Genomic DNA, 24875 nt, shown 5'->3' on the forward strand with positions numbered 1-24875 from the left:
CCGCCGCCACCGCCGCCACCATTGCCGCCGTCGCCGTCGCCGTCACCATCGCCGTCGCCGTCGCCGTCACCATCGCCGTCGCCGTCGCCATCGCCGTCGCCGTCACCATCGCCGCCATTGCCGCCGCTGCCGCCGCCATTGCCGCCGTCACCATCGCCGCCCTCGTTCAAGGCGGCGGTGATAAGGGCCGTGGTAACCGGCGGGCACATGTCGATTTGCGCGGCGGAAAGAATGCTGGTGCGGTTGGCTGCAATACAGCAAAGCGCGAAATTGGCTTCAGTGAGAGGTTGGCACTGTGCAGCCGCAAGCCGAGGACGTTGACTCTGCTGTGCGGTTGCCGGTGTGATCATTGCCACCGTGAAGGCAGCGGATGAAAGGAGCAGTATTCTTAGAATCGTGCTTGAGACGTCAGGGTACAGGTGCATTTTCTTCCTCCTTGAGGGAAAAAAAGGCGCTCCCGTCCCCTTTGGTTGCGCGAAGGATCAATATTACCGACCATCGGTAACACTTTGTTAAGTATGGCAAACAATTTGTTCCTGCGCAATCGCGATTCTCAGGATTGATTTACCAACCCCCATAAGGATTATGGCGACCCACCAAAAGGGGACACTCAGTGATTCGTTCAGCGACGCTTCTCGCGGCGGCCATTTTGTTGGCCGGCTGCAGCAATCAAACAACCGGAACAGCAACGAAGATGGCCACGCAAGGCTACGCCTTTGCACCGGCCGCCTTCTACAAATTCTGCGCCAGCGATCCGGCGCTGTGCAGCACCCGCGGCAAGGTCAAAGCGGTCGAACTCACGCCGAGGCTGGAAGCGGAACTTGCGAGCGTGAACAAGTCGGTCAATCGCCGCATCAAGGAGAGAGGCGACAGAGACTCCGCAGGACGAGCCGACGTCTGGGGCTTGCCGACCGGCGAAGGCGATTGCGAGGATTTCGCCATCCTCAAGAAAGCCGAGCTGTTGAAACGCGGGTGGCCCGCATCCGCCATGTTGCTGACCGTTGCGACGCTTGGCGGCGCAGGTCATACGGTCCTGACGGTGCGGACGAACCAGGGCGATCTGGTGCTGGATAACAGGACGGGCGCGATCAGGAACTGGTCACGGACCTCGTACCGTTATTTTGCTCGGCAGTCCCAGTCCGAAAACGGCAAGTGGACGCGGATAAGAACCTGACACCCGTGCCTTGATCGCCCCGCGCCGATTTCGACGCGGCGCTAACCGGATCTATCTTTCATCTGGTGTCCTCAGCCCGACCGTTGGCCGCGACGTCACTGGCTCTGCGCGATAAGGCGTCCAGGCGGACGTCACGGCGGCCCGGACCCGATCGCCGCCTACGTCAACTTCGATGCGCGCGGCACAGGACAAGCAATTCAATGCGGGAAGGAATTGCTTTCGACGACCCGCCAAATATCCTTGTTGATTGCGCTGATCGCCTGGATGGAGGCGCTGATCCGCTTCATCTCGGAATCGTCGAGCTCCTCGATCTTCCCATATTTGATTGCATCCTTGCTGTCGAAGATGCGCATTAGTTGCGTGCTCGCATGCGTTCCCGTTTCGTCGAACGAATAGATGCAGTGGCTGTATTTGTTGCGCAGCTTTCCCTGCCGGGTAAGCTGGCTGGCGATCTCCAGGACCTGGCGTCGGCATTCAACCGGTGTTCCCGCCATCTTCGCCAACCGCTCGACCAGTTCGATCCGTGCACGCGTGGTGTTCAGCGTCAGGAAAATGACGATCGCAGTCTCCTTGTCTACTTTCGCCAGACCGGCAATCAGGTAAATAAGCAAGCTTTCTGTGTTGGTCCATGTGTAGTTCAATTGACCAACAAGCAGTAAAATCTCCTGGAAGCGTGGCATCGACCTGCTCACGTGAGAGTTGAGATCACCGGGCGATCCGCACCGGGAACCATTCCAGCGGCCGCAACCCGTCTGGCATGAAAAAGGGCTGCGGCTTCAGTCCTGTTGTGGGCGCCCAGCTTGTTGATGATGTTGTGCATGTGAATTTTGACGGTGTGTTCGGAAAGGCGAAGTGCGGCCGCTATGGTTTTGTTCTGCAGTCCCTGCGACGCCATCTCCAGGATCTGACTCTCCCGACATGTCAGCTGGCCTGACTCCTCTAGTGCGGCTTGCCGTTTGATGGCGGGCTTCGCTTCCTTCGCGTCGCTATGTGGGATGCCGTTGTTCAGGTACGGCTGGAACATGGCCAAGGGGAAATATTCGCCTCCGCGCAGCATGAGCCTGATTACGGAAAGCCACACATCCAGCTTCAGGTTCATGGGAAGCACGCCGCGCACCACTCGCGACGCAAAGACCTCATCGGGGGAAAGCGGCCTCCTGCCGTCGTCCTGCATCACAGCGGTCATGGCTGCCGGGTGGAAGCGGGCCAGCTGGGCGGAACAGGAATCGATCTCGCTCAGAAACACCGCATCGATCAGAATGAGGGAAACCGAGGGATCGAACGCAGCCCAGGTGGCGGACAGGTCGCGAACGCGCTCAGCCCCGATCCACGGGAATTCCCTTTCGACGGCATGCACCAGGCTATCGGAGATCGTGTCGTCAGGGGCGATGAACAGCAAGGTTCGTCGGGCCCAGGATTCTCTATCGGCTGTATCAGCTCGACCTCGTCCGCTCGCCTCCACCCCATCCACCCCACTCATGGCCCACCCCGTTACTAGCACTCACTAAAGGCCGGGAACCCCTACCCGGACGACACACGTTAACGACTTCCTAACTCAAAAATAGGCGAAAAAATATAGTCCTGACGAGCTAGGCAATTGCTAGGGCAACCCGTGCTGGCAGCGGCGCGGCGCGCAACTGTCCGCGATTCACGATTGCTGCCGACCTAGTCACCGTCCAGGATTTAACCCTTCATGGCGAGCAGCTCGTCCCAAACGGGCTAGCTCCAACTATCAGCTTACATTTTACCGCTGACGGTCACAGACTTCCAATGTTCCGAATTGGGAGCTTGGGGAACATCCAGAGAGTCACGAGAGCAGCGAGCGACCGCACCGTTGGGCGGCGCAGGCGGAAACTCGTGCGCAACCTGGCTGCCTCGCTCCCCCGTCAAAGGGAGGTGACGCCGTACAAACAGACGATGACCGGATCTCCGGCCTTAGTCCCCTAGGCGCAGGCGATCCAAACCAACCACATGAAAACTTAACGGCCGCGAGCAGCCCAAGACCACGTCAGAATGAATGTGGTTCGGTTGTCGCGGCCCCTAACCGAGGGAACGACAATGACTTCTCGCACCAACAATAACACCGGTTGGCAGTTCATCGGCGACGTCGCCGATGCCGATGCCGATGCAAAATCCGACGCTGACTCCAAGAGCGACGCCAGCGCCGACGCCAAGAGCGACGCCAGCGCCGACGCCAAATCCGATGCCGACTCAAAATCCGACGCTGACGCCAAGAGCGACGCTGACTCCACCGGTGTCGGCGTCGGCGTAGGCGTAGGCATCGGAGCCGGCATCGGCATTGGCGACGCTGACGCTACGGCCAATTCGACCAGCAACAACAACAACAACAATAGCAATTCGAGCAGCAACAACAACAGCAACAATAGCAACAACAACAACAACAACTCCAACTCCAACACCAACCACACCGACGTTAAAGCCAGTGTTAGCGCCCACGCGTCGTCGGACGGAAAGTCGGACGACGATTTCGCTGACCTCGACCACGTGGCTGTCGGCCTCGGCGGCGTCATGATGTTCAGCCGCGACGGCGACATCAGCTTCGATCCGGGCGACGACGTCAGCTTCTCGGATGTCCTGAACGGCGCGTTTGCCGGGGCTGGCAATGGCCACAGCGCCACCATCATCAACCAGACCGGCGACATGAAGGACAACGACTATCTCGGCAGCGCGACGGTCAAGAATGATGGCTACTTCGGCAACAAGGGCGACGCCAAGGGTGGCTACGCCAAGTCCGAGGAAGGCATTGATGCCGGCGGCGACGGCGGCCATGCTGGCGATTCGGTCGCTTTTGGTGGCTTCGGCGCCAAGGGCGGCGATGCCGATAGCGGCGACGCCAAGGCTGGCGACGCCAAGGGCGGCGGTGTGGCCGTGAGCGTGCCGATTGTCGTCGGCTCCGCTGACGCCAAGTCCGACGGCGGCAACGCCAATGGCGGCGACGCCGTGCCGATCGCGGTTAGCGGCGACGCCAAGGGCGGCGACGCGAACGGCGTGGCAGTCGGTGCAGGCCTCGGCGGTGACGGCAAGGGCGGCTACGGCGACAGCGGCGAAGCCGATGGCGGCGACAGCGGCGACGCCAAGGGCGGCGACGGCGGCGACGGCGTCGGGCTCGGTCTGGGCCTCGGCCTGGGCGTCGGCGTCGGCGGCGACTCCAAGGCCGACGGCGGCAATTCCGACGCCAAGGGCGGCGACGCTGGCGCGCTTGGCTTTGCCGACGCCAAGGCTGGCGACGGCGGCAACGGCGGCAATGGCGGCAACGGCGGCAACTCGACCGCGGTGCCGGTTGCCCTGGCGCTGATGGACGATGCCGAAGCTGGCAGCGACAGCGATGCCTGGTTCTCCAAGGATGACAACGTCGCCGTAGCTATCCCGATCGCCGCGAATGGCGACACCGATGCCGGCAACACCGGCGGCGGCGGCGGCGGTGGCGGCGGCGGCGGCGGCGGCGGCGCGAATGCCGGCAACTTCGCCGATGTCGATGGCGGTGCTGCAACCTCGACTGGCGGCGCCGCAGACTCGACCGGCGGCGCTGGCTCCGGCTCCGGCTCCGGCACTGGTTCTGGCTCTGGCGTCGGCGGCGCCGGCGGCAGTGGAACCAGCGGCGCGGGTGGGGCTGGCACGAGCGGCGACGCAACCGGCGGAGCCGGCAGCGGCGGCGCCGGCAGCGGCCTGGCAAGCAACGTCAACACCGGTGGCGCAGCTACCAGCGGTGCGGCCACGAACGGCGACGCGACTGGCGGCGATGCGACCGGCGGCGCTTCGACGGCGAACGGTGGAACGGGCGCGGTTGCTCTCAGCGGCGCTTGGGCTGACGGAGCGGACGGTGGCTATGCCTGGAGCGGCGACGCCACGGGCGGCGCTGGCGGCAACGGCGGCGCAGCGACTGCGACCGGCGGCGCGGCTGGCGCTGGCGGCGACGGCGGCAGCTGGGGGTCGAATATCGGCCACGACCAGCACATTGAAGCCATCAGCCAGGCCAACGCCAATGGCACCATCGACATGAACGGCTTCAACCAGCAGATCGTCATGGGCGCCAACCTGCAAGGCCACTCGGTCGACATGACCGTAGTGGGCGGCAACCTCACCAGCTCGGTGGTTGGCGAAGACGACGCGACATAACTGGCATGGCAGGTCTCGCAACGGCGGGACCTGCAAAAAAGGGACTGCGCGGGGGAAAACCCCGCGCAGTCTTTCGAACCAGAGAAGAGAAGCGCGACCCGGCAAGGGCGCGGATGATCTCGAAAACCGGAGGAAACTTCCGTGTATATGGACAAGATCACCGAGGCGATCAGCCACTTTGTGGGACTCTTTGAAATCACGCTGGAGCAAGCCCGTCTCAGGAAGGCCTATGACGAATTCAAGGCGGCCCAGGCGGTCGAGGAAGAAACGCCGGAGCTTGCTAGTCAGACGGTCAACGTCGACGCAGGATACACTCTGAAGGATTTCGTTCCCTCCATCGAGTATTCGCCAGTTCCACCAAAACTTGTCCTGTCGACACCCTGGTCGGATTTCCAATTCGTTCCTCCAGACATCCCCGCGATCCCGCAGCCGGACGTCGCCTATCCAGGTTTCCTGCTTCCCCAGGAAGCGTACCCGATGGGGAGTGCGCCCTCACGCCTGATCCTGCCCCATATCGAGCCCCCTGGCTCGGTGGCGGTCCTTATCAATCAGGAGGTTCGGCTCTCCGACAACGACTATACAGGCGCTGGCGGACATGGCCTGAAATTCTCTCCCGCAGCAGCGGACCATGCTGCCGAAATGGCAACCTTGCTGGGCGCGGCGGCGGATCTGTCGCCGATCGACGATCTGGAAATGCCGGGTTCGTCCGAGGAGATAGTGGCTGTCATCAAGACAGCCGGCGAACGGCTCAACGGCTATCCGGAGGAAACGGATGGCGAAGCCGATGTTTTCGTCGTCAAGGCCGACGTCATCGAGGGCACTTACGTCAATGGGCAATCCGTGGACGAAGCGCCCAAGCTCGACGATCACCTCCCGGAGAAGCACCGTCGAGCCGAGGAGGAGGACGAGGACAAGGAAGAAGAGGCCGAGCAACCCTCCTACACGCCTGGGTCCGGAAGCATCGACATCGATGTTTCGGTCGAGCTGGAAGCCGGCGGCAATCTCCTCGTCAACAGCGTGGCGATGGCCAACAATTGGCTGCAGTCGCCGGTTTGCGCGGTGATGGGCGACCATGTCGAGCTCAACGCGATCATTCAGATCAATGTCTCGTGCGACAGCGACCTCGTCAGTTCCTCCATCAACGGTTGGGGCCTGAACGCCACCGATCCGACCCAAGGCTTCAATATCGCGATGTTCAAGCGCATCGATCCGTCGGCGGAAGCTGCGGCGTCGCAGGCCAAGCAGGGTGACTTTCCCAAGCACTGGGTTGTCACCGAGGTCGAAGGCGACCTGCTCATCATGAACTGGATCCAGCAATACACCTTCATGATGGACAATGACGTTTCCATCCTGTCGTCATCGGGAGTCAAGACGCTGGTGACAGCCGGCGCCAACACGGCGGCTAACGACATTTCGCTGGACGAACTGGGCTTCAATTACGACCTGATCGTCGTCGGCGGAAACATTTACGACGCCAACATCATCCATCAGTTGAACGTGCTCCTGGACAACGACCTGATCGGCGCGGTCGACGGTTTCCAGACAACCGGCCAAGGCGCGGCCTCCACCAGCGACAATCTGCTTTGGAACCAGGCCAACATCGTCAATTACGGCGCCGGCGATCGCTTCGAGGCGATGTCTGAAGCTTATCGCAAGGCGTGTGAAAGCCTGCAGAACGGCAACGGCGACCTTTCCGACATACTGGGCGATGGCCCATTCGCGGGCATCGGGGCGATTCGGGTGCTCTACATCTCCGGCGACATCCTCAATCTGCAATACATCAAACAGACCACCATTCTTGGTGACAGCGATCAGGTGGCCCTGGCCATGAATGCGCTGGCGCATCCGGAGGCGGACTGGACAATTTCGACGGGAACCAACTCGCTGGTCAATTATGCCTACATTGCCGACGTGGATTCCACCGGCAAGACCTATGTCGGCGGCGGCATCTATTCGGACGAGATCCTCATCCAGGCAGAGCTGATTTCCACCGGCCCCGATCTTGGCGGCCAGAATCCCGACGTGCTGGTGAATGAAGCGGTCGCTTTCCTCGACGATGACATGCTGGCGCCGGAAGCCTCTCAAAACGTGGCGTATCCATCGCTCGTGCCTGAGACCTATTCCGATCCGATGCAAAGCGTTCTCGCGTGATTTTCGAACCGGGGTGGCAGCAATGACCGAAGATCGCGATCAAACCGGGCGCGCTTTCGCCCAGGAACCAGAATGGGATCGGCCGGATGACGGCGGCGAAGCAGTCGGGCGAAGCGCCGCCGAACCGATCGCACAGTCTTTGTTTCGTCACAGCAGGGCGGTCGATCGTTCGGTGGAAAAACTGGACGATGTCGTTGCCGAATTGTGGCGCATAGTGGACGCCCGGCCAGCCGAAACGCCGACATCGCTTCGCGACGCGACGCCAGCCAAGGTCACCGAACAAGCCAAGATCACCGAACAAGCGCGCCCTTCAACCGCGCCTTTACCTGGTGATAGAAGCGCTCAGCAACGCGAGGTGCAACCTCCCTCCCCGCAAGCAAAAGTGCCTTCGGCTCCGTCGCCGGCCACGCCCACTGCTCCAGCCGCAGACAGCATGAGAAGGCCCGACCCCATCCGGCCACCGAGCCCTCGGATCTCCGAGCCGGCCCAGCGCGCCGTAGCGCCAATGGAAGAGCCGGCGCGCCGGCCCGGGCCGGAAATATTGGAACGGAAGACGCCGAACGCACCGAAGGACCCGCCCGGCAAGCAGGACCAGCCGAGCGCGCGAGTAGAGCCGCCCACGCAGGAGATCCGGCCACCGAGCCCTCGGATCTCCGAGCCGGCCCAGCGCACCGTATCACCAAAGGAAGAACCGGCGCGCAAGCCCGAGCCGGAAATATTGGAACGCAACACGCCGAACGCGGCGAAGGACGCGCCCGGCAAGCAGCACCAGCCGAGCGCGCGAGTAGAGCCGCCCACGCAGGAGATCCGGCCACCAAGCCCTCGGATCTCCGAGCCGGCCCAGCGCGCCTTGCCACCAAAGGAAGAACCGGCGCGCAAGCCCGAGCCGGAAATATTGGAACGCAAGACGCCGAACGCGCCGAAGGACGCGCCCGGCAAGCAGGACCAGCCGAGCGCGCGAGTAGAGCCGCCCACGCAGGAGATGAAGAACAAGCCGGTTCTGCCCGGCGTGACAATCGAGGGCGACCGCGGTCCCTTGCTTGCCCGGGAAGTGCCTGGCGGCGGCGGCCCGACCGGAACCGGCAAGGGGGGCGGCGGTGGCGGCGGCAATGGCGGCGGCGGCGGCGCATTCCACAAGCGTCTCGGCCCAGTCGATCTCTCGGCCAGCCTCACAGCCGGCCTTCGCGCGGTCAAGAAGAACCTCATTGCGGTGATGATCTTCACGATCGCGACCAACGTGCTGGTGCTTGCGATACCTGTCTACCTCTTCCAGATTTCGGATCGCGTGCTGACGAGCCGCTCGGTCGACACCCTGGTGATGCTGACGATCGTGATCGTCGGCGCAGTCATCCTGCAGTCGGTTTTTGACGCCATCCGGCGCTTCATCCTCATGCGCACAGCGGTCGAGGTCGCCGCCCAACTGGGCGGACCAATCCTCAGCGCAGCCGCCAGGGCTTCACTGCACAGCAACGGGCGCGAATATCAGACGCTGGGGGATCTTCAGCAGCTGCGTACGTTTCTGGTGTCCGGCACGTTGCTGTCTCTTCTCGATGCGCCGATGGCCCCGTTGTTCATGCTGGCGATATTCCTGATCCACCCCGACCTCGGCTTTATCGTCGTGGCGACGGCGCTGCTGCTGCTGGCCATCACGCTCGCCAACCAGCGCGCAACCGCCAAGCCGTTCGGCGAGGCCAACACAAGCCAAACCAAAGCCAACCTCCACGTCGATTCGATGTCGCGCAACTCGCAGATCATCAACGCGCTGGCGATGATCCCCGAAGCCGTGTGGATCTGGGGCAAGGATACCGGCAACTCGCTCAAATGGCAGGTCATAGCTCAGGACAGAAACATAGCCTTTGCTTCTCTTTCCAAGGGCGTCCGGCTGCTGACCCAGGTCATAATGCTCGGCTGGGGCGCCTATCTGGCCATCGAAGGCTCGGTCACGGGCGGCATGGTCATCGCCGCGTCAATCATTGCCGGTCGCGCACTTGGCCCGATCGAGGGTGCGATTGAAGGGTGGAACCAGGTTGTGCAGTCACGCGCCGCCTTTGGCCGCATCAGTGCGCTGCTGAAGGAATCCCCGCTGAACTTCGAACGCCTGAAGCTGCCGCGTCCGGAAGGGCGCCTCGATGTCGAGCGGCTGCTGTTCGTGCCGCAAGGAACCAAACGTGTCGTGCTCAATGGCATCGGCTTTGGGCTGGAGGCCGGAGACTCGCTGGCGATCATCGGCAATTCGGGCGCCGGTAAAACGACCCTGGGCAAAATGCTCGTCGGCTCGATCCTTCCCACTTCGGGAAGCGTGCGGCTCGACCTGATGGACCTGCGGAACTGGGATCAGCGGCAATTTGGTGAAAGCATCGGCTACCTTCCCCAGGACGTGCAGCTTTTCCCGGGGTCGATCAAGGCGAACATCGCCAGAATGCGCGAAGACGTCGACGATGGCGCAATCTACGAAGCCGCCAAGCTGGCCGACGTTCACGAACTGATCGCCTCGCTTCCGCATGGCTACGAGACCTTTGTCGCCGCCGACGGCGCGCCGCTTTCTGGCGGGCAGAAGCAGCGTATCGCTCTGGCGCGCGCCTTTTTCGGCAGCCCGAAATTGGTGGTCCTCGACGAGCCGAATTCGAACCTCGACACTGCTGGCGAGTTGGCTTTGTCGCGCGCTCTACAGCAAGCCAAAGAGCAAAAGATCACGATGGTCACGATCACGCAGCGGCCTGCTTTGCTGCAGACCGTGGATAAGATCCTGGTGCTCGTCAACGGCACCGTGGCTCTTTTCGGAATGCGTCAGGACGTGCTCCAGGCTTTGGCGGCGCGCGGCATGAGCCTCGATGGCGGCCATTTTGCCAATATTCAGGTCAAATGAGAGAGAACGGCCGTGAAGGAAATAGCCAAGATCGAAGACGCTCAATGGTATGGCGCCGTTCCGCGTTCCATTTGGAAGCAGACGACCGCCGGATTGCTGCTGATGGCCGTCACCTTCGGCGGATTTGGCACCTGGGCATTCACGGCACCGCTCGCAGCCGCGATCGTCGCGCAAGGAAGCTTCGTGGCCACTGGGCAGAACAAGATCATCCAGCACCTCGAAGGGGGTATCATCAAGCAGCTTCTGGTTAGCGAAGGCGACCATGTCGTAACCGATCAGCCTTTGGTGCTGCTCGACGAAACGGCCGCGCGGGCAAAGGAACGGCAGTTGTTCTTCCGCCAGGCGCGCCTTGAAGCGATCGTGGCGCGCTTGACCGCCGAGGTGCATGGGGCGGAGACAATTACGTTCCCGGCCACAATAACCGAAAATCGCGACGACCCGGAAATTGCTTCGATCGTGCATAGCCAGCGTCTCAACTTCGAGGGCTCGCGCACCAAAATGAGCAGCGAGATCCGATTGCTCGACCAGAACATCGGCGCCCTGAAGTTCCGGGCGGGCGGTTATGAGCAGTTGCTGAAAGCGGTCACGATACAGCTCGGTCTGCTACGCGAGGAGTATACCGGCAAGAAGACCCTGCTCGACCAAGGATTGATCCGCGCGACCGAGATCAAGGCGATTCAGCGCGCCATAGCAGATGCCGAAGGGCAGATGGGGCGGCTCTCAGCCGAGATATCCGAGACCGGCGCCCAGGTCATCAAGCACGAACAGGAGATGCGGCAGACAGAAAACGCCTACCGCCAGGCGGCGCTCGACGAGCTCGAGGGCGTTGAAACCGAACTGGACAGCATCCGTGAACAGTCCCGCGAGGCGCAAAACGTGCTGCGCCGAGCGACGATCAATGCGCCGGTTTCGGGCACTGTCGTGCGGCTGTTCTACCACACGTCCGGCGGCGTGATCGAGAGCGGCAAGAGCATCATGGAGATCTTGCCGGCGAATGTGCCGCTTATCATAGAAGCGCAGGTGCCTCGCACCGAGATCGACAATGTCAAGGTCGGACAAAAGGCGACGGTACGGCTGGTCGCGCTCAACGCGCGCACGACGCCGGTTCTGAACGGCGAAGTCTACTACGTCTCTGCCGACTCGCTCCCCGACGCTTCCGGTCCGACCGCAAAGGAGGTCTATTTGGCGCGCGTCAACCTGCCAGTCAGCGAACTGGCTCGCGTGCCTGGATTTGTTCCGACGCCAGGCATGCCCGCTGAAATTCTCATCCAGACGGCGGAGCGGACCTTTTTCAGCTACCTGTCCAAGCCGATCAAGGACAGCATGGCTAGGGCATTTAATGAGCGCTGACTGTAGAGGCGGGGGGTAAGTATGCAGATCGACGTCTTGACACGCCCGGAAGAACTGAACGGGCTTCGCGACAACTGGGACGACCTCTACGCCAGGGATCCCGACGCGCATTTCTTCGTCTCGTGGGACTTTCTTTCCCACTATCTTCGACGCTTCGACGGTGAATGGTTCATTTTGGCGGCACGCAAGGGGCCGCCGGACTCTCCCTATGTCGCGCTTCTGCCGCTCCGGCTGCGCACCAGCATGAGGAAAAATACCGGCGAAATCTACCATGAAGTGTATATGGGGGGAAACCTCGCAGCCGATTATACCGGCATCCTCTGCGCGCCGGAATACGCCTACCGGGCAATCGCGGTATTCGCGAAACATCTTAAGACGATGCATTGGGCCAGCCTGCATCTGGAAAACCTGCGGATGTCGGAACGCAGGATGAGCTGGCTGATGGAGCAGCTTTCCGACAATCGGCTGACGATGCGTCGGATAAGGCGCGTCAACCAGGTTGACAATATTGACAACTGCATATGCCCGGCCATCGACCTCCCGTCCTCATGGGAAGATTATCTTCTGCACAATCTCAGCGCTAACACCCGCCAAAAGATGCGGAGATTTCTCCGGAAACTGGAGAACTCTGACGAGTTTCGCATAACGCATGCCGACGCCTCTACCATCGAGCGCGATATCGACATCCTGCTCGAGTTCTGGCGCATCAAGTGGACGCCGCGGAAGGGGAAGCTGGTTCCCGGCCTGGTCAAGAGCAACCGATCGCTGTTCAGGCAAGCTTTCGAACGGGGCACGCTGTTTGTGCCTGTACTTTGGCACGGCGACCGGCCCTTGAGCGCTCTCGCGATCTTCCTCGATCCGGTCAAGAAGAGCATGCTGTTCCACATGGTCGGGCGCGACGAGACGGCCGACATGCTGCCGTCGGGACTGGTCCTGCACGGTTATTGCATCCGCCGCGCGATCGAGAACGGTTTCCGGACATATGATTTCCTGCGCGGCAACGAACCTTACAAATATTCCTTCGGCACCCACGACACCGTCCTCAACTGCACTCTTGTGCGGACCAAAACCGGCCGGAACCTTGGCGACCAGTTGGACAGGCGATCCTTGGTCGGCGCGTTGCAGCAGGCGGCCGGCCTCCACAAGAAGGGTTGGATCATCCAGGCCGAAAACATCTATCGCCAGATCCTGAACACCGAGCCGACGCATGATCAGGCTCTGTACGGACTTGGTCACGTTCTGGGTACGAAGGGCGATCACCGTCAGGCCGCCGAGTGCTTCGCCGCGCTTGCAGCCATGTCGCCGCATTCTGTAAACGCCTGGCTTTGCCTGGGCATTGCGCAGCAGTCGCTAAACGACCACTCCGCAGCCATCGAGTCGTTTGGGCGAGCAACGGACCTCAATCCAGGCCTCATGCTGGCGCGTTATGCCCTGGGCCGCAGCCTTCTCGCCCTGCAGCGGACGGATGAGGCGGCCCAGGCCTTCACTCTGGTCCTTGAGAATGGATCGCCCGCCCCCGCGGAAACCGCCCTGCGCGCCAAGGCCCGGCGACAATTGCAGCAGTTGAGGACAGCCAAGCCGCTCTACATTCTAAAGAAACCTGAGCGCGAGAAGCCCGTCATCCAGCCGTCGCTGCCGCTGGGGCTGACCACTCTGCTCACGGTTGCGCGGCCGGCAACCGTAAGCCGCTCCACCTCCTCTGTCACTTGACGGGGGCTTCGTTGTCTGCCTGCCGCTGCAAGTCGCTCAAACGACTCGTGCCGCCTCGTCAGAAGCCGGTTGAGGCCAGCGCTGTAGCGCAGCACGGCCAACGTCGGTAAGCGCATAAACGCCGCGCTCGGCCCTGGCGAACCAGCCATAGACATTGTGAAGCAGGATATTGGCGGCGCGTGGCGAAATGGTTTTCAGATCGCGCGGGCGTTTTGGGCCGTCGACCATGGCAGCGGCGCAGGCCAGCGCGTCCTGCCGGTAAGCGGTCATGACCGGCGTACGGGAGCCGCCGCCGACTACAGGGTCGCCGCGCCGGCGCCGATGCTCGTCCACCAGGCGCGATCTTCGCCTCGGGTCTCGCCGGGGCGGCAAGGCGGCCGGACTGAGCAGCAATTCGACGTTGCCGGCGGAGCCAACCCCGAGAAGGCCGAAGCCGAGCCGCCGGCACAGCGCACGGAACCGGCGATCGTGCTCGCGGCCCTTGCCTCGACTTGACATCCTCGCCGCGAGCCAGACCTCATCGCATGACGCAGCACGGTCAACACCTTGAAGAATGAGTTCGAGGTTGAACTGCAGCTTCAATTCGCAGATGACGAGCACGGGCGGCTCGCCGTCACGCAGTCCCACGACATCGCAGCCGCCAACCTCGCCTTTGACAGTGAAGTCCAGACTCTCAAGAAACCGCTTCACCGGGATGTAAAGAGACGTTTCCTGCATGCCGCAGGCATAGCCGATTCGTGGCTGGTTGGCACAGCATCACCGACAGGCGTTGCCACCGAGGGCAGATTTGCCACTCGTCAACACACGGAGCCATGCATCAAGCAATTTGCTGGGACTTGCCGACTCAGCCGTTAAGCCTCAGCCCCCTCGCCTCGCCTCCGCGCTTGCGCGGGACCATCATATCCCTGGCCAGCAGGCGGCTCACCCGGCAGAATGCCATGAACGCCCGGCAAGCCGCCTCGGTCTCGACCAGGTCGACGGTGGCGCCGAAGCAGGCGTTGAACGCGGCCTGATAGACTGGGCCCTGGCGGCGAACCGGCCAGCCTTGCAGGAAATCCAGCGCCTGTTCGACGCTGTATATTTCCTCGACCGGCAGGCCAGGCGCGGCCGTGATGCGCACCGGCACCTCGAATTGCAATCTGTCCATTCCTGTCTCTCCAGAACGCGCAGCAACGCCGCTCGCCGCAAAAAGTTGCTTTGACCAGCTTTCCGCTCGGGCCCCGCTTCTTGCCCAGAAACTTCTTGCTCACAAAATATGTCGTCAGTGCGGACGAACGGCCCGGCATGGGGCCGGACACGCACAAGATGAAGCCGCAAAATCATGAATATCGCCGGCTTGAGCCCAATCGCCGGCAGTTCGTCCTTGAACCTGGCGCCGTCCGGTGCCAAATCTGGGGGACTTTTCTCGCGGGCTCAACAGAAGCCCTTTCACCCGGCAAGACGGACACAATGGTCACCTATCTCGACGCCGCCACGGCACCGCTCAGAAACACCGGCCAGATCCGCCTCTATGGCGAAGAAGGCTTTGCCGGCATGCGCAAGGCCTGCGATCTCACCGCGCGCTGCCTCGACGAACTGGTGTCGATCGTCGCGCCGGGCGTCACCACCGAAACCATCGACCGCTTCGTCTTCGAGTTCGGCATGGATCACGGCGCATTGCCGGCGACGCTCAACTATCGCGGCTACACCAAGTCGTCCTGCACCTCGATCAACCACGTCGTCTGCCATGGCATCCCCGACAGCAAGCCGTTGAAGGACGGCGACATCGTCAACATCGATGTCACTTACATCCTCGACGGCTGGCATGGCGATTCCTCGCGCATGTATCCGGTGGGCACGATCAAGCGCGCCGCCGAGCGCCTGCTCGAGGTCACGCACGAATGCCTGATGCGCGGCATCGCCGCGATCAGGCCCGGCGCCCGCACCGGCGCCATCGGCGCCGCCATCCAGACCTATGCCGAAGCCGAGCGCTGCTCGGTGGTGCGCGATTTCTGCGGCCACGGCGTCGGCCAGCTCTTTCACGATGCGCCGAACATCCTGCACTATGGCAGCGCCAGCGAGGGCGTCGAGATGCGGCCGGGCATGATCTTCACCGTCGAACCGATGATCAATCTCGGCCGGCCGCACGTAAAAGTGCTGTCGGATGGCTGGACGGCGGTGACACGCGACCGCTCGCTGTCGGCGCAGTACGAGCACACGATCGGCGTCACCGAGACCGGATGCGAGATTTTCACGCTGTCGCCAAAAAACCTCGACCGCCCCGGCCTGCCAGCCTAAGCTGGAGGCAAGGGAATATCAGACAGTTTGCAACCTTCTATTACTCGCTGCATAGCCTTGGTCGAACCACGGGAACTAAAGGAGGCGGAATCTTGGTTGCCGGAGATATCGTAGCCGACATTGACCTTTCCTTTTGAGTCTTTGATCTCTGAAACAACAGCCATCAACTCTGGTATTCGGCCTATCGCGACGACCCCTGCATAATTGTCATTCCACGTCCGCATTGTCGCCTCGAGCTTAAGCGGAGAGGCGCTGCTGCCTTGGATGTAGAGCATTGCCGGCGTTTCAGTTATCTCTTCAAACTCTTTCTTGCGGAGGACATAGGCAACAAATAACGACTCTTTACTATCACATTGAACAATTAGCGATTCGCGAACGCCACCTTCGGTCGCGATCACCTTTGTCACACCAAACACATCTGGACCTTCGGTACTAGCCTCCCAAGCACAAGCAGGCTGAATACTAATTGCCGCAGCAAACAGAAAAAAAGTCTTAAACATGTCAGAACCCTCCACCGAGACAAATAGAAGCAGATGGGCGAGGGTTTGTCGACTTCATATCCTCGCCCCGCCGTTTCAATTTCCTGCAGCGCACGCTAGTGCTGGAAGCGCAAGGATGCTCCAAGTTTTTTGAGTCCATCCACCGTGCTTTCGAAAATCGATTCCGAATTTCGAGCCGATGCTGTAGTGCTTCTCCCTGCGTCGGATCTTTCCGGTCAAGAAAATGCAGGCGGCCCATGGGGAAAACCAGCGATGATGACGAACGGATCTTCTTTCCCGAAACGTCGATAAAACCGCTCGCGAAAGCCAATTCGGTCGATAAGTCGCCCGAAAAGCCGCACTATCTCGGCCATCGCGACCGCTTGCGCCAACGATTTGCGGCCGGTTCCGACGCCCTCCCCGACTACGAATTGCTGGAGCTCTTGCTGTTTCGCCTGATCCCCCGCGCCGACACCAAGCCCGTCGCCAAGGCATTGCTGGCACGCTTCGGCACGCTGGCCGAGGTGCTTGGCGCCCCCGTCGCACGGCTTGAGGAGGTCAGCGGTATCGGTCCGGCAGTGGCACTCGATCTGAAGATCGTTGCTGCGGCCGCCCAACGCGCGGCGCGTAGCGAGATCAAGGGCCGCGAGGTCCTGTCGTCCTGGACGCAGGTTCTCGGATACTGCCGGTCGGTCATGGCCTTCGAGGAGCGCGAGCAGTTCCGTATCCTGTTTCTCGACAAGAAGAACGCGCTGATCGCCGACGAGGTGCAGCAGGTCGGCACCGTCGACCACACGCCGGTCTATCCGCGCGAAGTGGTCAAGCGGGCGCTCGAACTCTCCGCCACGGCGATCATTCTGGCGCATAATCATCCGTCAGGCGACCCGACGCCGTCGCGCGCCGACATCGAGATGACCAAGCTGGTCATCGAGACGGCCAAACCGCTCGGCATCGCCGTCCACGATCACATCATCATCGGCAAGAAGGGTCATGCCAGCATGAAGGGCCTGCTGCTGATCTGACGCCCTGTTTGGACAAGCATCGGCCCCAAAGCGTCCGGTCTCGTGTCATGACACGCCAGGCAGCGACGGGCGTGCCGCGAGAACGCGGCCTCCGACCGCAACGACGAGCGCGACGATGATCAGAATTGCCGCGACTGCAAACGTGATCCGCATACCGGTCGCGACGGCGTCGGGCCGCGCCGTTGCGATGTCGATGGCCTCTGAGGCGAATGCGAACACAGCGCCCATGACGGATGCGCCGGTGATGAGCCCGAGATTGCGCGACAAATTGAGCAAGCCGGAAATGACGCCCCGCTGGTCCGGGCGGATATCCGACATGACAGCGGTGTTGTTTGCCGTTTGAAACAGCGCATAGCCAGATGTGATGACGGCGATCGGGGCGATGTAGCCAGGGATGCGCGATATTGCCGGCATCACGGATAGAATGAAGCAACCGGCGGCTATCGCGATAAGCCCAATGATGGTCATCCGCCCAGCGCCAAAACGGTCGGCTATGCGACCAGCCGGCACACCTGTCAGCGCGGCGACAAGCGGACCGACCGACATGACGATGCCAACAACAGCGGCGTCGAGCCCGAGCGCACGAGACAGATAGAACGGCCCGACCACCAGTGTCGCCATCATCACCGTCGCCACGAGCGCGCTCATGGCGAGGCTCGCGCTCAACATCGTATTGCCGAAAGCGGCCAATCGGATCAAAGGCGACGCCACTCTCGCCTCGACAAGCACAAACAAACCGGCCGCGAAGACTGCAGCCACGAATAGAGCCAGGTTGAGCTGACCAAAACTGCCACGCCCGATCGTCATCGCGAGCGCATAGGCGCCAAGCGTCAGGGCAAGCAGCAGCGTGCCGACAATGTCGAAGCCGGCCCGATCCGTCTTCGGCTCCCGGCGATCAGCCGGCAGATAGCGGTAGGCGAGACAAAATGCCAGCAAGCCCAGTGCCACGTTGACGAGGAAGATCGCCCGCCAACCGGCTCCGGCAATCAGCAGACCGCCGAGCGAGGGACCGAGAGCGGTGCCGATCGCCGACATCGTTCCGAGCAGCCCCATGGCGCTGCCGGTCCTTGCCTTCGGCACCGTCTCACCGACAAAAGCCATGGTCAGGGTCATCATGATGGCCGCCGCCAAGCCCTGGGCCGCCCGGGCTGCAATCAGCAGCCAGAGCGTCGGCGCAACGCCACACAGGACCGAGGCCACCGTAAACAGGAACAGCCCGGCCAGCAGCAGCCGCCGGCGACCGGTGATGTCACCCAGTCGCCCGACGCTGACGATCAGGGTGGTGATGGCGAGGAGGTAAGCCAGCACGATCCACTGGACCTCCTGGAACGAGGCGTCGAACGCCTGCGTCAACGTCGGCAAGGCGACATTGGCGATGCTGATGCCGAGCGAGGACAGCAACATCGATAGCGAAAGGCTGGCGAGCGCCCACCGAACCGCAGGTGCCCGTTCTGGATTTTCGGCGACTGCCCGTCCTGCATCGATTGGCTTCAACATGAACTCCGTTTTCTGGCGCGACTCCCGAAACGGAGCTGGCAGACAGGTAGTCCTTTGCTTGTGATGGCGGAAGGCGCATCATTTGCACGTAATCATTGCGTTTGACGACATGTCAGATCGTCCCGGCCATGCTACGATCATCATATGTCGCATCCCGACCTCAATCTGCTTGTCACGCTTGACGTGTTGTTGACGGAAGGCAGCGTGGCGCGCGCCGCCAGAAGGCTGCGGCTGAGCCCGTCGGCGATGAGCAGGGCGCTGGCGCGATTACGTGAGACGACGGGCGATCCGCTGCTGGTCAGGGCCGGACGCGGCCTCGTTCCGACACCTCGGGCCCTCGAGCTCCGCGAGCGCGTCGGTCAGCTTGTGCAGAACGCCGAAGCCGTTTTGCGTCCTGTCGAGATGCTCGACCTGAAACGGCTTGAGCGGGCCTTCACGCTTAGAAACAGGGATGGCTTTGTCGAGAATTTCGGGCCGGATCTCATTGCGCGCGTCGGCGAACAAGCACCGGGCGTGCGGCTGCGTTTTGTGCTGAAGCCGGACAAGGACAGCACGCCTCTGCGCGACAGTAGCGTAGACCTGGAAACCGGCGTTGTCGGAAAGGCCACGGGACCGGAGATGCGCGCGCAAGCGCTGTTCCGTGATCGTTTCGTCGGCGTCGTGCGGATGGGACATCCATTGTGCGAGGTCACGATGACCCCTGCCCGCTACGCAGCCGGCCGGCACATCCTCATCTCCCGTCGCGGACTCGACAGGGGACCGATCGACGATGCCCTTGCGCCGTTAGGGTTGAAACGGGAGATCGTGACGGTCGTCAGCGGCTTTTCGGAAGCTCTGGCTCTGGCGCGTGCCTCAGACCTGATCGCCAGCGTTCCCGAACGCTATACGGGAAACCTGCGCGATGGAATGTTCTGGTTCCCTCTGCCGGTTCCCCTGCCGGAAATCGCGGTCTCACTTTTGTGGCACCCGCGGCTGGATGCCGATCCGGCGCACCGGTGGCTGCGCGGCTGCGTTCGAGACGTTTGCGCCGGAATAACCCACTGGATCTCTTAAAGCGCAGCGGTCAAGGGCGCGTTGCTGATTCGATCACAGCAACTCTATGTTGCAGGTGCCGGCGATTGCGACCGACCGCCTCGCTGAACCCGGTTAGGTCGAAAACGGCCTCGCGTCGCCCCGACAGCAGCCGAATCGCCAGGACAGCAGGAGCCGGTCGGCGAAAAAACAATCGCCTTAATCGCGTCGGCACCATTCCGAACCAGCCTCCTCCCCCGCGAGCCCGCGGCCTTTCACGATCCGGCAGAACGCCGTGTTGTTCGGTGCCCCAGCAGGTTTTTTCTTCGCCGCAGCCTTCTTCTTCTTGGGTTCTTCCACATCATCGCCATTGTGTTTTCGTCTGACGGGAAGACCGCACTAGAATTTCGACCGGAAATCGAGCTATGATGCATTTGGCATTTCCTGGGACGGCTTCGCGCCCTTGGAATGCCGGGAGGAACGGGATATGGCCATAGCGCTTGTACTCGTTTTGGTAGTTGTGGGCTCAGTGTTGTTCCACTTCCTGAGCCCATGGTGGTGGACGCCGATTGCCTCTAATTGGGACTATATCGACAACACCATTATCATCACCTTCTGGATCACCGGCGTCGTCTTCGCCGCCGTCGTCCTGTTCATGGCTTATTGCGTCTTCCGCTTCCGTCACCGGGAGGGCAACCAGGCTGCATACGAACCCGAGAACAAGCGGCTCGAATGGTGGCTGACGATCGTCACCGCAATCGGCGTCACCGCCATGCTGGTTCCCGGCCTGTTCGTCTGGAACCAGTTCGTCAGCGTCCCAAGCGACGCAACCGAGGTCGAAGTCGTCGGCCAGCAATGGCAGTGGAGTTTCCGCTTGCCCGGCAAGGACGGCAAGCTCGGCACGTCCGACACCCGCAACGTCAGCCCTGAAAATCCTCTCGGCGTAGACCCCAGTGACGCCAACGGCCAGGACGATGTCGTCGTCGAAGCCGCCGATCTGCATCTGCCGGTCGGCAAGCCGGTCAAGATGCTGCTCCGCTCGATCGATGTGCTGCACGATTTCTACGTGCCGGAATTCCGCGCCAAGATGGACATGATCCCGGGCTCGGTCACCTATTTCTGGTTCACCCCGACCAAGACCGGAACTTTTCAGGTCCTGTGTGCCGAGCTTTGTGGCCAGGGGCACCCGTTGATGAATGGCGTGGTGATGGTCGACACGTCGGAAGACTATCTGGCGTGGCTCGGCGAACAGCAGACTTTTGCGCAATTGTCGGCCCCCCAGCAGGTGGGCTCGGCAGAGTAGACGCCGGCAAAGACGGCGATTTGGATTGAAATTGCGGCACGGCTCGAAACTGTCGAGCCTGGCCGAAAAGGACACGGAGGTGTTCCTATATGGTCGATGTCACACCTGCAGATGGGGTACCGCCGGCCGAAGTCGCGGAGATGGAACTCTACCATCCGCACAGCTGGTGGACGAAGTACGTCTTTTCGCAGGACGCCAAGGTCATCGCCATCCAGTATTCGGCGACGGCGACGGCAATCGGCATGGTGGCGCTGGTGCTGTCCTGGATGATGCGGCTGCAGCTCGGCTTCCCCGGCACCTTCGACTTCATCACCCCGGAAGCCTACTACCAGTTCATCACCATGCACGGCATGATCATGGTGATCTACCTGCTCACGGCACTGTTCCTGGGCGGATTCGGCAACTACCTGATCCCGCTGATGGTCGGCGCGCGCGACATGGTCTTTCCCTATGTCAACATGCTGAGCTACTGGATCTACCTGCTCGCCGTGCTGGTTTTGGTGTCGAGCTTCTTTGCGCCCGGCGGACCGACCGGCGCCGGCTGGACGCTTTATCCGCCGCAGGCGATCATGACCGGCACACCAGGCGGCCAGGACTGGGGCATCATCCTGATGCTCGTCTCGCTGATCCTGTTCATCATCGGCTTCACCATGGGCGGCTTGAACTACGTCGTGACGGTGCTGCAGGCCCGCACACGCGGCATGACGCTGATGCGCCTGCCGCTGACCGTCTGGGGTATCTTCACCGCGACAGTCATGGCGCTGCTCGCCTTCCCGGCGCTGTTTGTCGCCTGCGTGATGATGCTGTTCGACCGTGCGCTCGGCACCAGCTTCTTCATGCCGGCCATCGTCGAGATGGGCGAACAACTGCAGCACGGCGGCGGCAGCCCGATCCTGTTCCAGCATCTGTTCTGGTTCTTCGGCCACCCCGAGGTCTACATCGTGGCGCTGCCGGCCTTCGGCATCGTGTCCGACCTGATCAGCACCCATGCGCGCAAGAACATCTTCGGCTACCGGATGATGGTCTGGGCCATCGTCGGCATCGGCGCGCTGAGCTTCGTGGTCTGGGCGCACCACATGTATGTCAGCGGCATGCATCCCTATTTCGGCTTCTTCTTCGCCACCACGACATTGATCATTGCCGTCCCGACCGCGATCAAGGTCTACAATTGGGTGCTGACGCTGTGGCGCGGCGACATCCACCTCACCGTGCCGATGCTTTTTGCCCTGGCCTTCATCGTCACCTTCGTCAATGGCGGGCTGACCGGACTGTTTCTCGGCAACGTCGTCGTCGACGTTCCGCTATCGGACACGATGTTCGTCGTTGCCCATTTCCATATGGTCATGGGCGTTGCCCCGATCCTCGTGATCTTGGGGGCGATCTATCACTGGTACCCGAAGGTCACTGGCCGGATGCTGAACGAGGCCATGGGCCAGTTCCATTTCTGGGTCACCTTCCTCGGGGCCTATCTGATTTTCTTTCCCATGCACTACATCGGCCTGATGGGCGTGCCGCGCCGCTACAACGAACTGACCGCCACGACGGTGATGACCGAGTCGGCCCACGATCTGAACGCGTTCATCAGCATCATGGCGTTCCTCGTCGGCTTCGCCCAAATCGTGTTCCTGTTCAATCTGATCTGGAGCATTCGCCACGGCCGCGAGGCCGGCGGCAATCCGTGGCGCGCCACGACGCTTGAATGGCAGACGTCCGAAACACCGCCCGCCCATGGCAATTTCGGCAAGGAACTGCCAATCGTCTATCGCTGGGCCTATGACTACAGCGTCCCGGGCGCCAATGAGGACTTTATCCCGCAAAACATGCCGGGCTCCTTCGGATCCTCCAGGGAGCCGGCATGAGCGTCATTCTGGTCTTCCTCCTCGTCATCGTCGGCTTTGTCGGATGGTGGCTTTCCCATCAGCGGCTGATGGCCAAGCCATGGCTCGAGCAAGGTTTGATCGGGGATATTATAGGCCCGGAAGGATCGGCGCTGCCGACCGCCAAGATCGGGCTCGGCGTCTTCCTCGCCGTCGTCGGCTGCCTGTTTGCGCTTTTCACCAGCGCCTACTTCATGCGCATGGCGCTGTCGGACTGGCAGGCGCTGCCGCTGCCGCGCGTGCTCTGGTTCAACACCGGCGTGCTGGTCCTGAGCAGCATCGCGCTGCAATGCGCCTCGGTCGCTGCGCGCCGGGGCGAGATCGACGCGGTCAGGCTCGGGCTCGTCACGGCTGGGCTCACCGCGCTTGCCTTCCTGGTCGGACAGCTTGCGGCTTGGCGGGAACTGACCGCCGACGGCTACTTGCTGACCGCCAATCCGGCCAACAGTTTTTTCTACCTGATAACGGGGATGCATGGGCTGCACATACTGGGCGGGCTGGTGGGCCTGGGCAGAACAACTGCCGGCGCCTGGAACGGAGCACGGCCGGAGCGGCTTCGCCTCAGTGTCGAACTGTGCGCCATGTACTGGCATTTCCTGCTTTTCGTCTGGCTCGCCATTTTTGCACTTCTGGCCGGTTGGGCCGCGACTTTTATCGAAATTTGCCGACAGCTGCTGACCTAGGAGGGCCGGACGGATGGCAGACACGACAGTGACGCATACCGGCCAAGCACAGGCGCGGCCGGCTGGCTTGCAAGGCGTCGCCGCCGACTGGTCCTCGGATCAGCGCGCGTTCAAGAACGTGTCCTGGGGCAAGGCCATGATGTGGATCTTCTTGCTCAGCGACACCTTCGTCTTCGGCTGCTTCCTGCTCTCCTACATGACCGCGCGCATGTCCACCCGAGTGCCGTGGCCCAATCCGAGCGAGGTCTTTGCCCTTCATATCGGCGGCTCGAATATTCCACTGATCCTTATCGCCATCATGACCTTCGTGCTGATCTCGAGCAGCGGAACGATGGCCATGGCGGTGAATTTCGGCTACCGCCACGACCGCCGCAAGACGGCGATCCTCATGCTTCTGACCGCAGCGCTCGGCGCGACCTTCGTCGGCATGCAGGCCTTCGAATGGACCAAGCTGATCTCCGAGGGGGTGCGGCCCTGGGGCAATCCGTGGGGCGCGGCGCAGTTCGGGTCATCCTTCTTCATGATCACCGGCTTTCACGGCACCCATGTGACGTTCGGGGTGATCTTCCTGATCATCGTGGCGCGAAAGGTCTGGCGCGGAGATTACGAAACCGGCCGGCCCGGGTTCTTCACCAGCCGCAGGGGCCGCTACGAGCACGTCGAGATCATGGGGCTCTACTGGCATTTCGTCGACCTGGTCTGGGTGTTCATTTTCGCATTCTTCTATCTTTGGTGAGAGGCAGACATGGCTTTGGTGAGAGGCAGATATGGCTGAAGCAACCGCAAACGGCCTGGGGCAACATACGCTGCACGGAGTTCAAGCGCATGATCCGGCAGCAGCAGGCATCGCGCCTGCGGAGGTTCATCAGGAGCACCCGATCAAGCTCTATCTGGTGGTCTGGGCATGGCTGTTCATCCTCAGCGCCTGCTCCTATCTGGTCGATTATGTCGGCCTCCAGGGCTATCTCAGATGGTCGCTGATCCTAATCTTCATGATGCTCAAGGCCGGGCTGATCGTCGCGGTCTTCATGCACATGGCCTGGGAGCGGCTGGCGCTGACCTATGCGATCATATTGCCGCCGATCCTGGTGCTGGTGTTCGTGGCAATGATGGTCTTCGAATCGGAGTACACGCTTCTCACCCGGACGCTGTTTTTTGGGACCGAGCCCTGACGCGCAATCCGGGTTTGGGCAGCATTTCCCGTCGCGAGCCGGAGGGGCTGTTCACGGCCCGCTCTGCGTTGCCTTGAAACGGTCGACAGCTGGCCCATTTTTGTCACCACCGGAAAACGACAGAAGGAGGAACGATTTTCGTCGGTTCTCCGTCGCGAACTCCAGG

The 24875-nt window shown here is 61.7% G+C and carries 21 protein-coding genes; 14 read left to right on the top strand and 7 right to left on the bottom strand.

Annotated features, from left to right (window positions below; genetic code table 11):
• Positions 1 to 646: 646 nt before the first annotated feature.
• Entirely contained in the window at positions 647 to 1174 is a 528-nt protein-coding gene (locus tag AC0L2B_RS06515) for a transglutaminase-like cysteine peptidase (protein ID WP_236389063.1), read from the top strand.
• Positions 1175 to 1371: 197 nt separating this feature from the next.
• Here AC0L2B_RS06515 and AC0L2B_RS06520 read toward each other — a convergent pair whose 3' ends face one another.
• Positions 1372 to 1854, bottom strand: a complete 483-nt coding sequence (locus AC0L2B_RS06520) for a hypothetical protein (protein ID WP_027156248.1) — start codon at positions 1852 to 1854, stop codon at positions 1372 to 1374.
• A gap of 8 nt (positions 1855 to 1862) precedes the next feature.
• The gene (locus AC0L2B_RS06525) at positions 1863 to 2573 is read right to left on the bottom strand and encodes a helix-turn-helix transcriptional regulator (RefSeq protein WP_236377182.1); all 711 of its coding nucleotides are present in this window, start codon (positions 2571 to 2573) and stop codon (positions 1863 to 1865) included.
• Positions 2574 to 3232: 659 nt separating this feature from the next.
• On the opposite strand from AC0L2B_RS06525, the gene AC0L2B_RS06530 reads away from it, so the two are divergent.
• On the top strand, positions 3233 to 5311 hold the full coding sequence (locus tag AC0L2B_RS06530; RefSeq protein WP_473744653.1) for a hypothetical protein: 2079 nt from the start codon (positions 3233 to 3235) through the stop codon (positions 5309 to 5311).
• Between the two features lie 147 nt (positions 5312 to 5458).
• Positions 5459 to 7462 (top strand): type I secretion protein, encoded by a 2004-nt coding sequence (locus AC0L2B_RS06535; protein ID WP_473744724.1) that lies wholly within the window; start codon positions 5459 to 5461, stop codon positions 7460 to 7462.
• Positions 7463 to 7804: 342 nt separating this feature from the next.
• On the opposite strand, the gene AC0L2B_RS06540 is transcribed toward AC0L2B_RS06535, so the two are convergent.
• Positions 7805 to 8455, bottom strand: coding sequence for a hypothetical protein (locus AC0L2B_RS06540; RefSeq protein ID WP_473512709.1), 651 nt, complete (start codon positions 8453 to 8455; stop codon positions 7805 to 7807).
• On the opposite strand from AC0L2B_RS06540, the gene AC0L2B_RS06545 reads away from it, so the two are divergent.
• The 3 genes from AC0L2B_RS06545 to AC0L2B_RS06555 are packed head-to-tail and all read left to right on the top strand — an operon-like array spanning position 8445 to position 13388.
• Positions 8445 to 10328 carry a type I secretion system permease/ATPase gene (locus AC0L2B_RS06545; RefSeq protein ID WP_473512706.1) on the top strand — a complete coding sequence of 628 codons (1884 nt, stop codon included), beginning with the start codon at positions 8445 to 8447 and terminating at the stop codon, positions 10326 to 10328. The genes AC0L2B_RS06540 and AC0L2B_RS06545 overlap by 11 nt on opposite strands.
• A gap of 12 nt (positions 10329 to 10340) precedes the next feature.
• Positions 10341 to 11678 (top strand): HlyD family type I secretion periplasmic adaptor subunit, encoded by a 1338-nt coding sequence (locus tag AC0L2B_RS06550; protein ID WP_091597014.1) that lies wholly within the window; start codon positions 10341 to 10343, stop codon positions 11676 to 11678.
• Positions 11679 to 11699: 21 nt separating this feature from the next.
• Positions 11700 to 13388, top strand: coding sequence for a GNAT family N-acetyltransferase (locus AC0L2B_RS06555; protein WP_473744654.1), 1689 nt, complete (start codon positions 11700 to 11702; stop codon positions 13386 to 13388).
• 36 nt (positions 13389 to 13424) lie between these two features.
• Here AC0L2B_RS06555 and AC0L2B_RS06560 read toward each other — a convergent pair whose 3' ends face one another.
• Complete coding sequence (locus AC0L2B_RS06560) at positions 13425 to 14105, bottom strand: DUF2161 domain-containing phosphodiesterase (RefSeq protein ID WP_473744655.1); 681 nt, start codon at positions 14103 to 14105, stop codon at positions 13425 to 13427.
• 127 nt (positions 14106 to 14232) lie between these two features.
• The gene (locus tag AC0L2B_RS06565) at positions 14233 to 14535 is read right to left on the bottom strand and encodes a DUF982 domain-containing protein (protein ID WP_473744656.1); all 303 of its coding nucleotides are present in this window, start codon (positions 14533 to 14535) and stop codon (positions 14233 to 14235) included.
• A 302-nt stretch (positions 14536 to 14837) separates the two neighbouring features.
• Here AC0L2B_RS06565 and map point away from each other — a divergent pair, with 302 nt between their 5' ends.
• On the top strand, positions 14838 to 15665 hold the full coding sequence (gene map / locus AC0L2B_RS06570; protein WP_023802538.1) for a type I methionyl aminopeptidase: 828 nt from the start codon (positions 14838 to 14840) through the stop codon (positions 15663 to 15665).
• On the opposite strand, the gene AC0L2B_RS06575 is transcribed toward map, so the two are convergent.
• A complete protein-coding gene (locus tag AC0L2B_RS06575) occupies positions 15662 to 16165 on the bottom strand; it encodes a hypothetical protein (RefSeq protein WP_473744657.1) in 504 nt (167 codons plus the stop codon). The genes map and AC0L2B_RS06575 overlap by 4 nt on opposite strands.
• A 236-nt stretch (positions 16166 to 16401) precedes the next feature.
• Here AC0L2B_RS06575 and radC point away from each other — a divergent pair, with 236 nt between their 5' ends.
• Positions 16402 to 17166 (top strand): RadC family protein, encoded by a 765-nt coding sequence (gene radC, locus AC0L2B_RS06580; RefSeq protein ID WP_473744658.1) that lies wholly within the window; start codon positions 16402 to 16404, stop codon positions 17164 to 17166.
• Positions 17167 to 17211: 45 nt separating this feature from the next.
• Here the strand turns inward: radC and AC0L2B_RS06585 are convergent, their stop codons facing one another.
• Positions 17212 to 18660, bottom strand: a complete 1449-nt coding sequence (locus AC0L2B_RS06585; RefSeq protein WP_473744725.1) for an MFS transporter — start codon at positions 18658 to 18660, stop codon at positions 17212 to 17214.
• Between the two features lie 147 nt (positions 18661 to 18807).
• Between AC0L2B_RS06585 and AC0L2B_RS06590 the strand changes: the two genes are divergently transcribed.
• The 6 genes from AC0L2B_RS06590 (at position 18808) to AC0L2B_RS06615 (ending at position 24709) form a co-directional block, all read left to right on the top strand.
• Positions 18808 to 19716, top strand: a complete 909-nt coding sequence (locus AC0L2B_RS06590; protein ID WP_473744659.1) for a LysR family transcriptional regulator — start codon at positions 18808 to 18810, stop codon at positions 19714 to 19716.
• A 445-nt stretch (positions 19717 to 20161) separates the two neighbouring features.
• A complete protein-coding gene (coxB, locus tag AC0L2B_RS06595) occupies positions 20162 to 20977 on the top strand; it encodes a cytochrome c oxidase subunit II (protein ID WP_473744660.1) in 816 nt (271 codons plus the stop codon).
• A gap of 89 nt (positions 20978 to 21066) precedes the next feature.
• Positions 21067 to 22836, top strand: a complete 1770-nt coding sequence (ctaD, locus tag AC0L2B_RS06600) for a cytochrome c oxidase subunit I (protein WP_473744661.1) — start codon at positions 21067 to 21069, stop codon at positions 22834 to 22836.
• Positions 22833 to 23537 (top strand): cytochrome c oxidase subunit 3, encoded by a 705-nt coding sequence (locus AC0L2B_RS06605; RefSeq protein WP_287240594.1) that lies wholly within the window; start codon positions 22833 to 22835, stop codon positions 23535 to 23537. Before ctaD ends, AC0L2B_RS06605 begins: the two co-directional genes overlap by 4 nt.
• Positions 23538 to 23550: 13 nt before the next feature.
• Positions 23551 to 24273, top strand: a complete 723-nt coding sequence (locus tag AC0L2B_RS06610) for a heme-copper oxidase subunit III family protein (RefSeq protein WP_023802546.1) — start codon at positions 23551 to 23553, stop codon at positions 24271 to 24273.
• 31 nt (positions 24274 to 24304) lie between these two features.
• Positions 24305 to 24709, top strand: a complete 405-nt coding sequence (locus AC0L2B_RS06615; RefSeq protein ID WP_287240597.1) for a cytochrome C oxidase subunit IV family protein — start codon at positions 24305 to 24307, stop codon at positions 24707 to 24709.
• Positions 24710 to 24875: the final 166 nt, after the last annotated feature.

The organism is Mesorhizobium sp. WSM4815, from assembly GCF_055811575.1.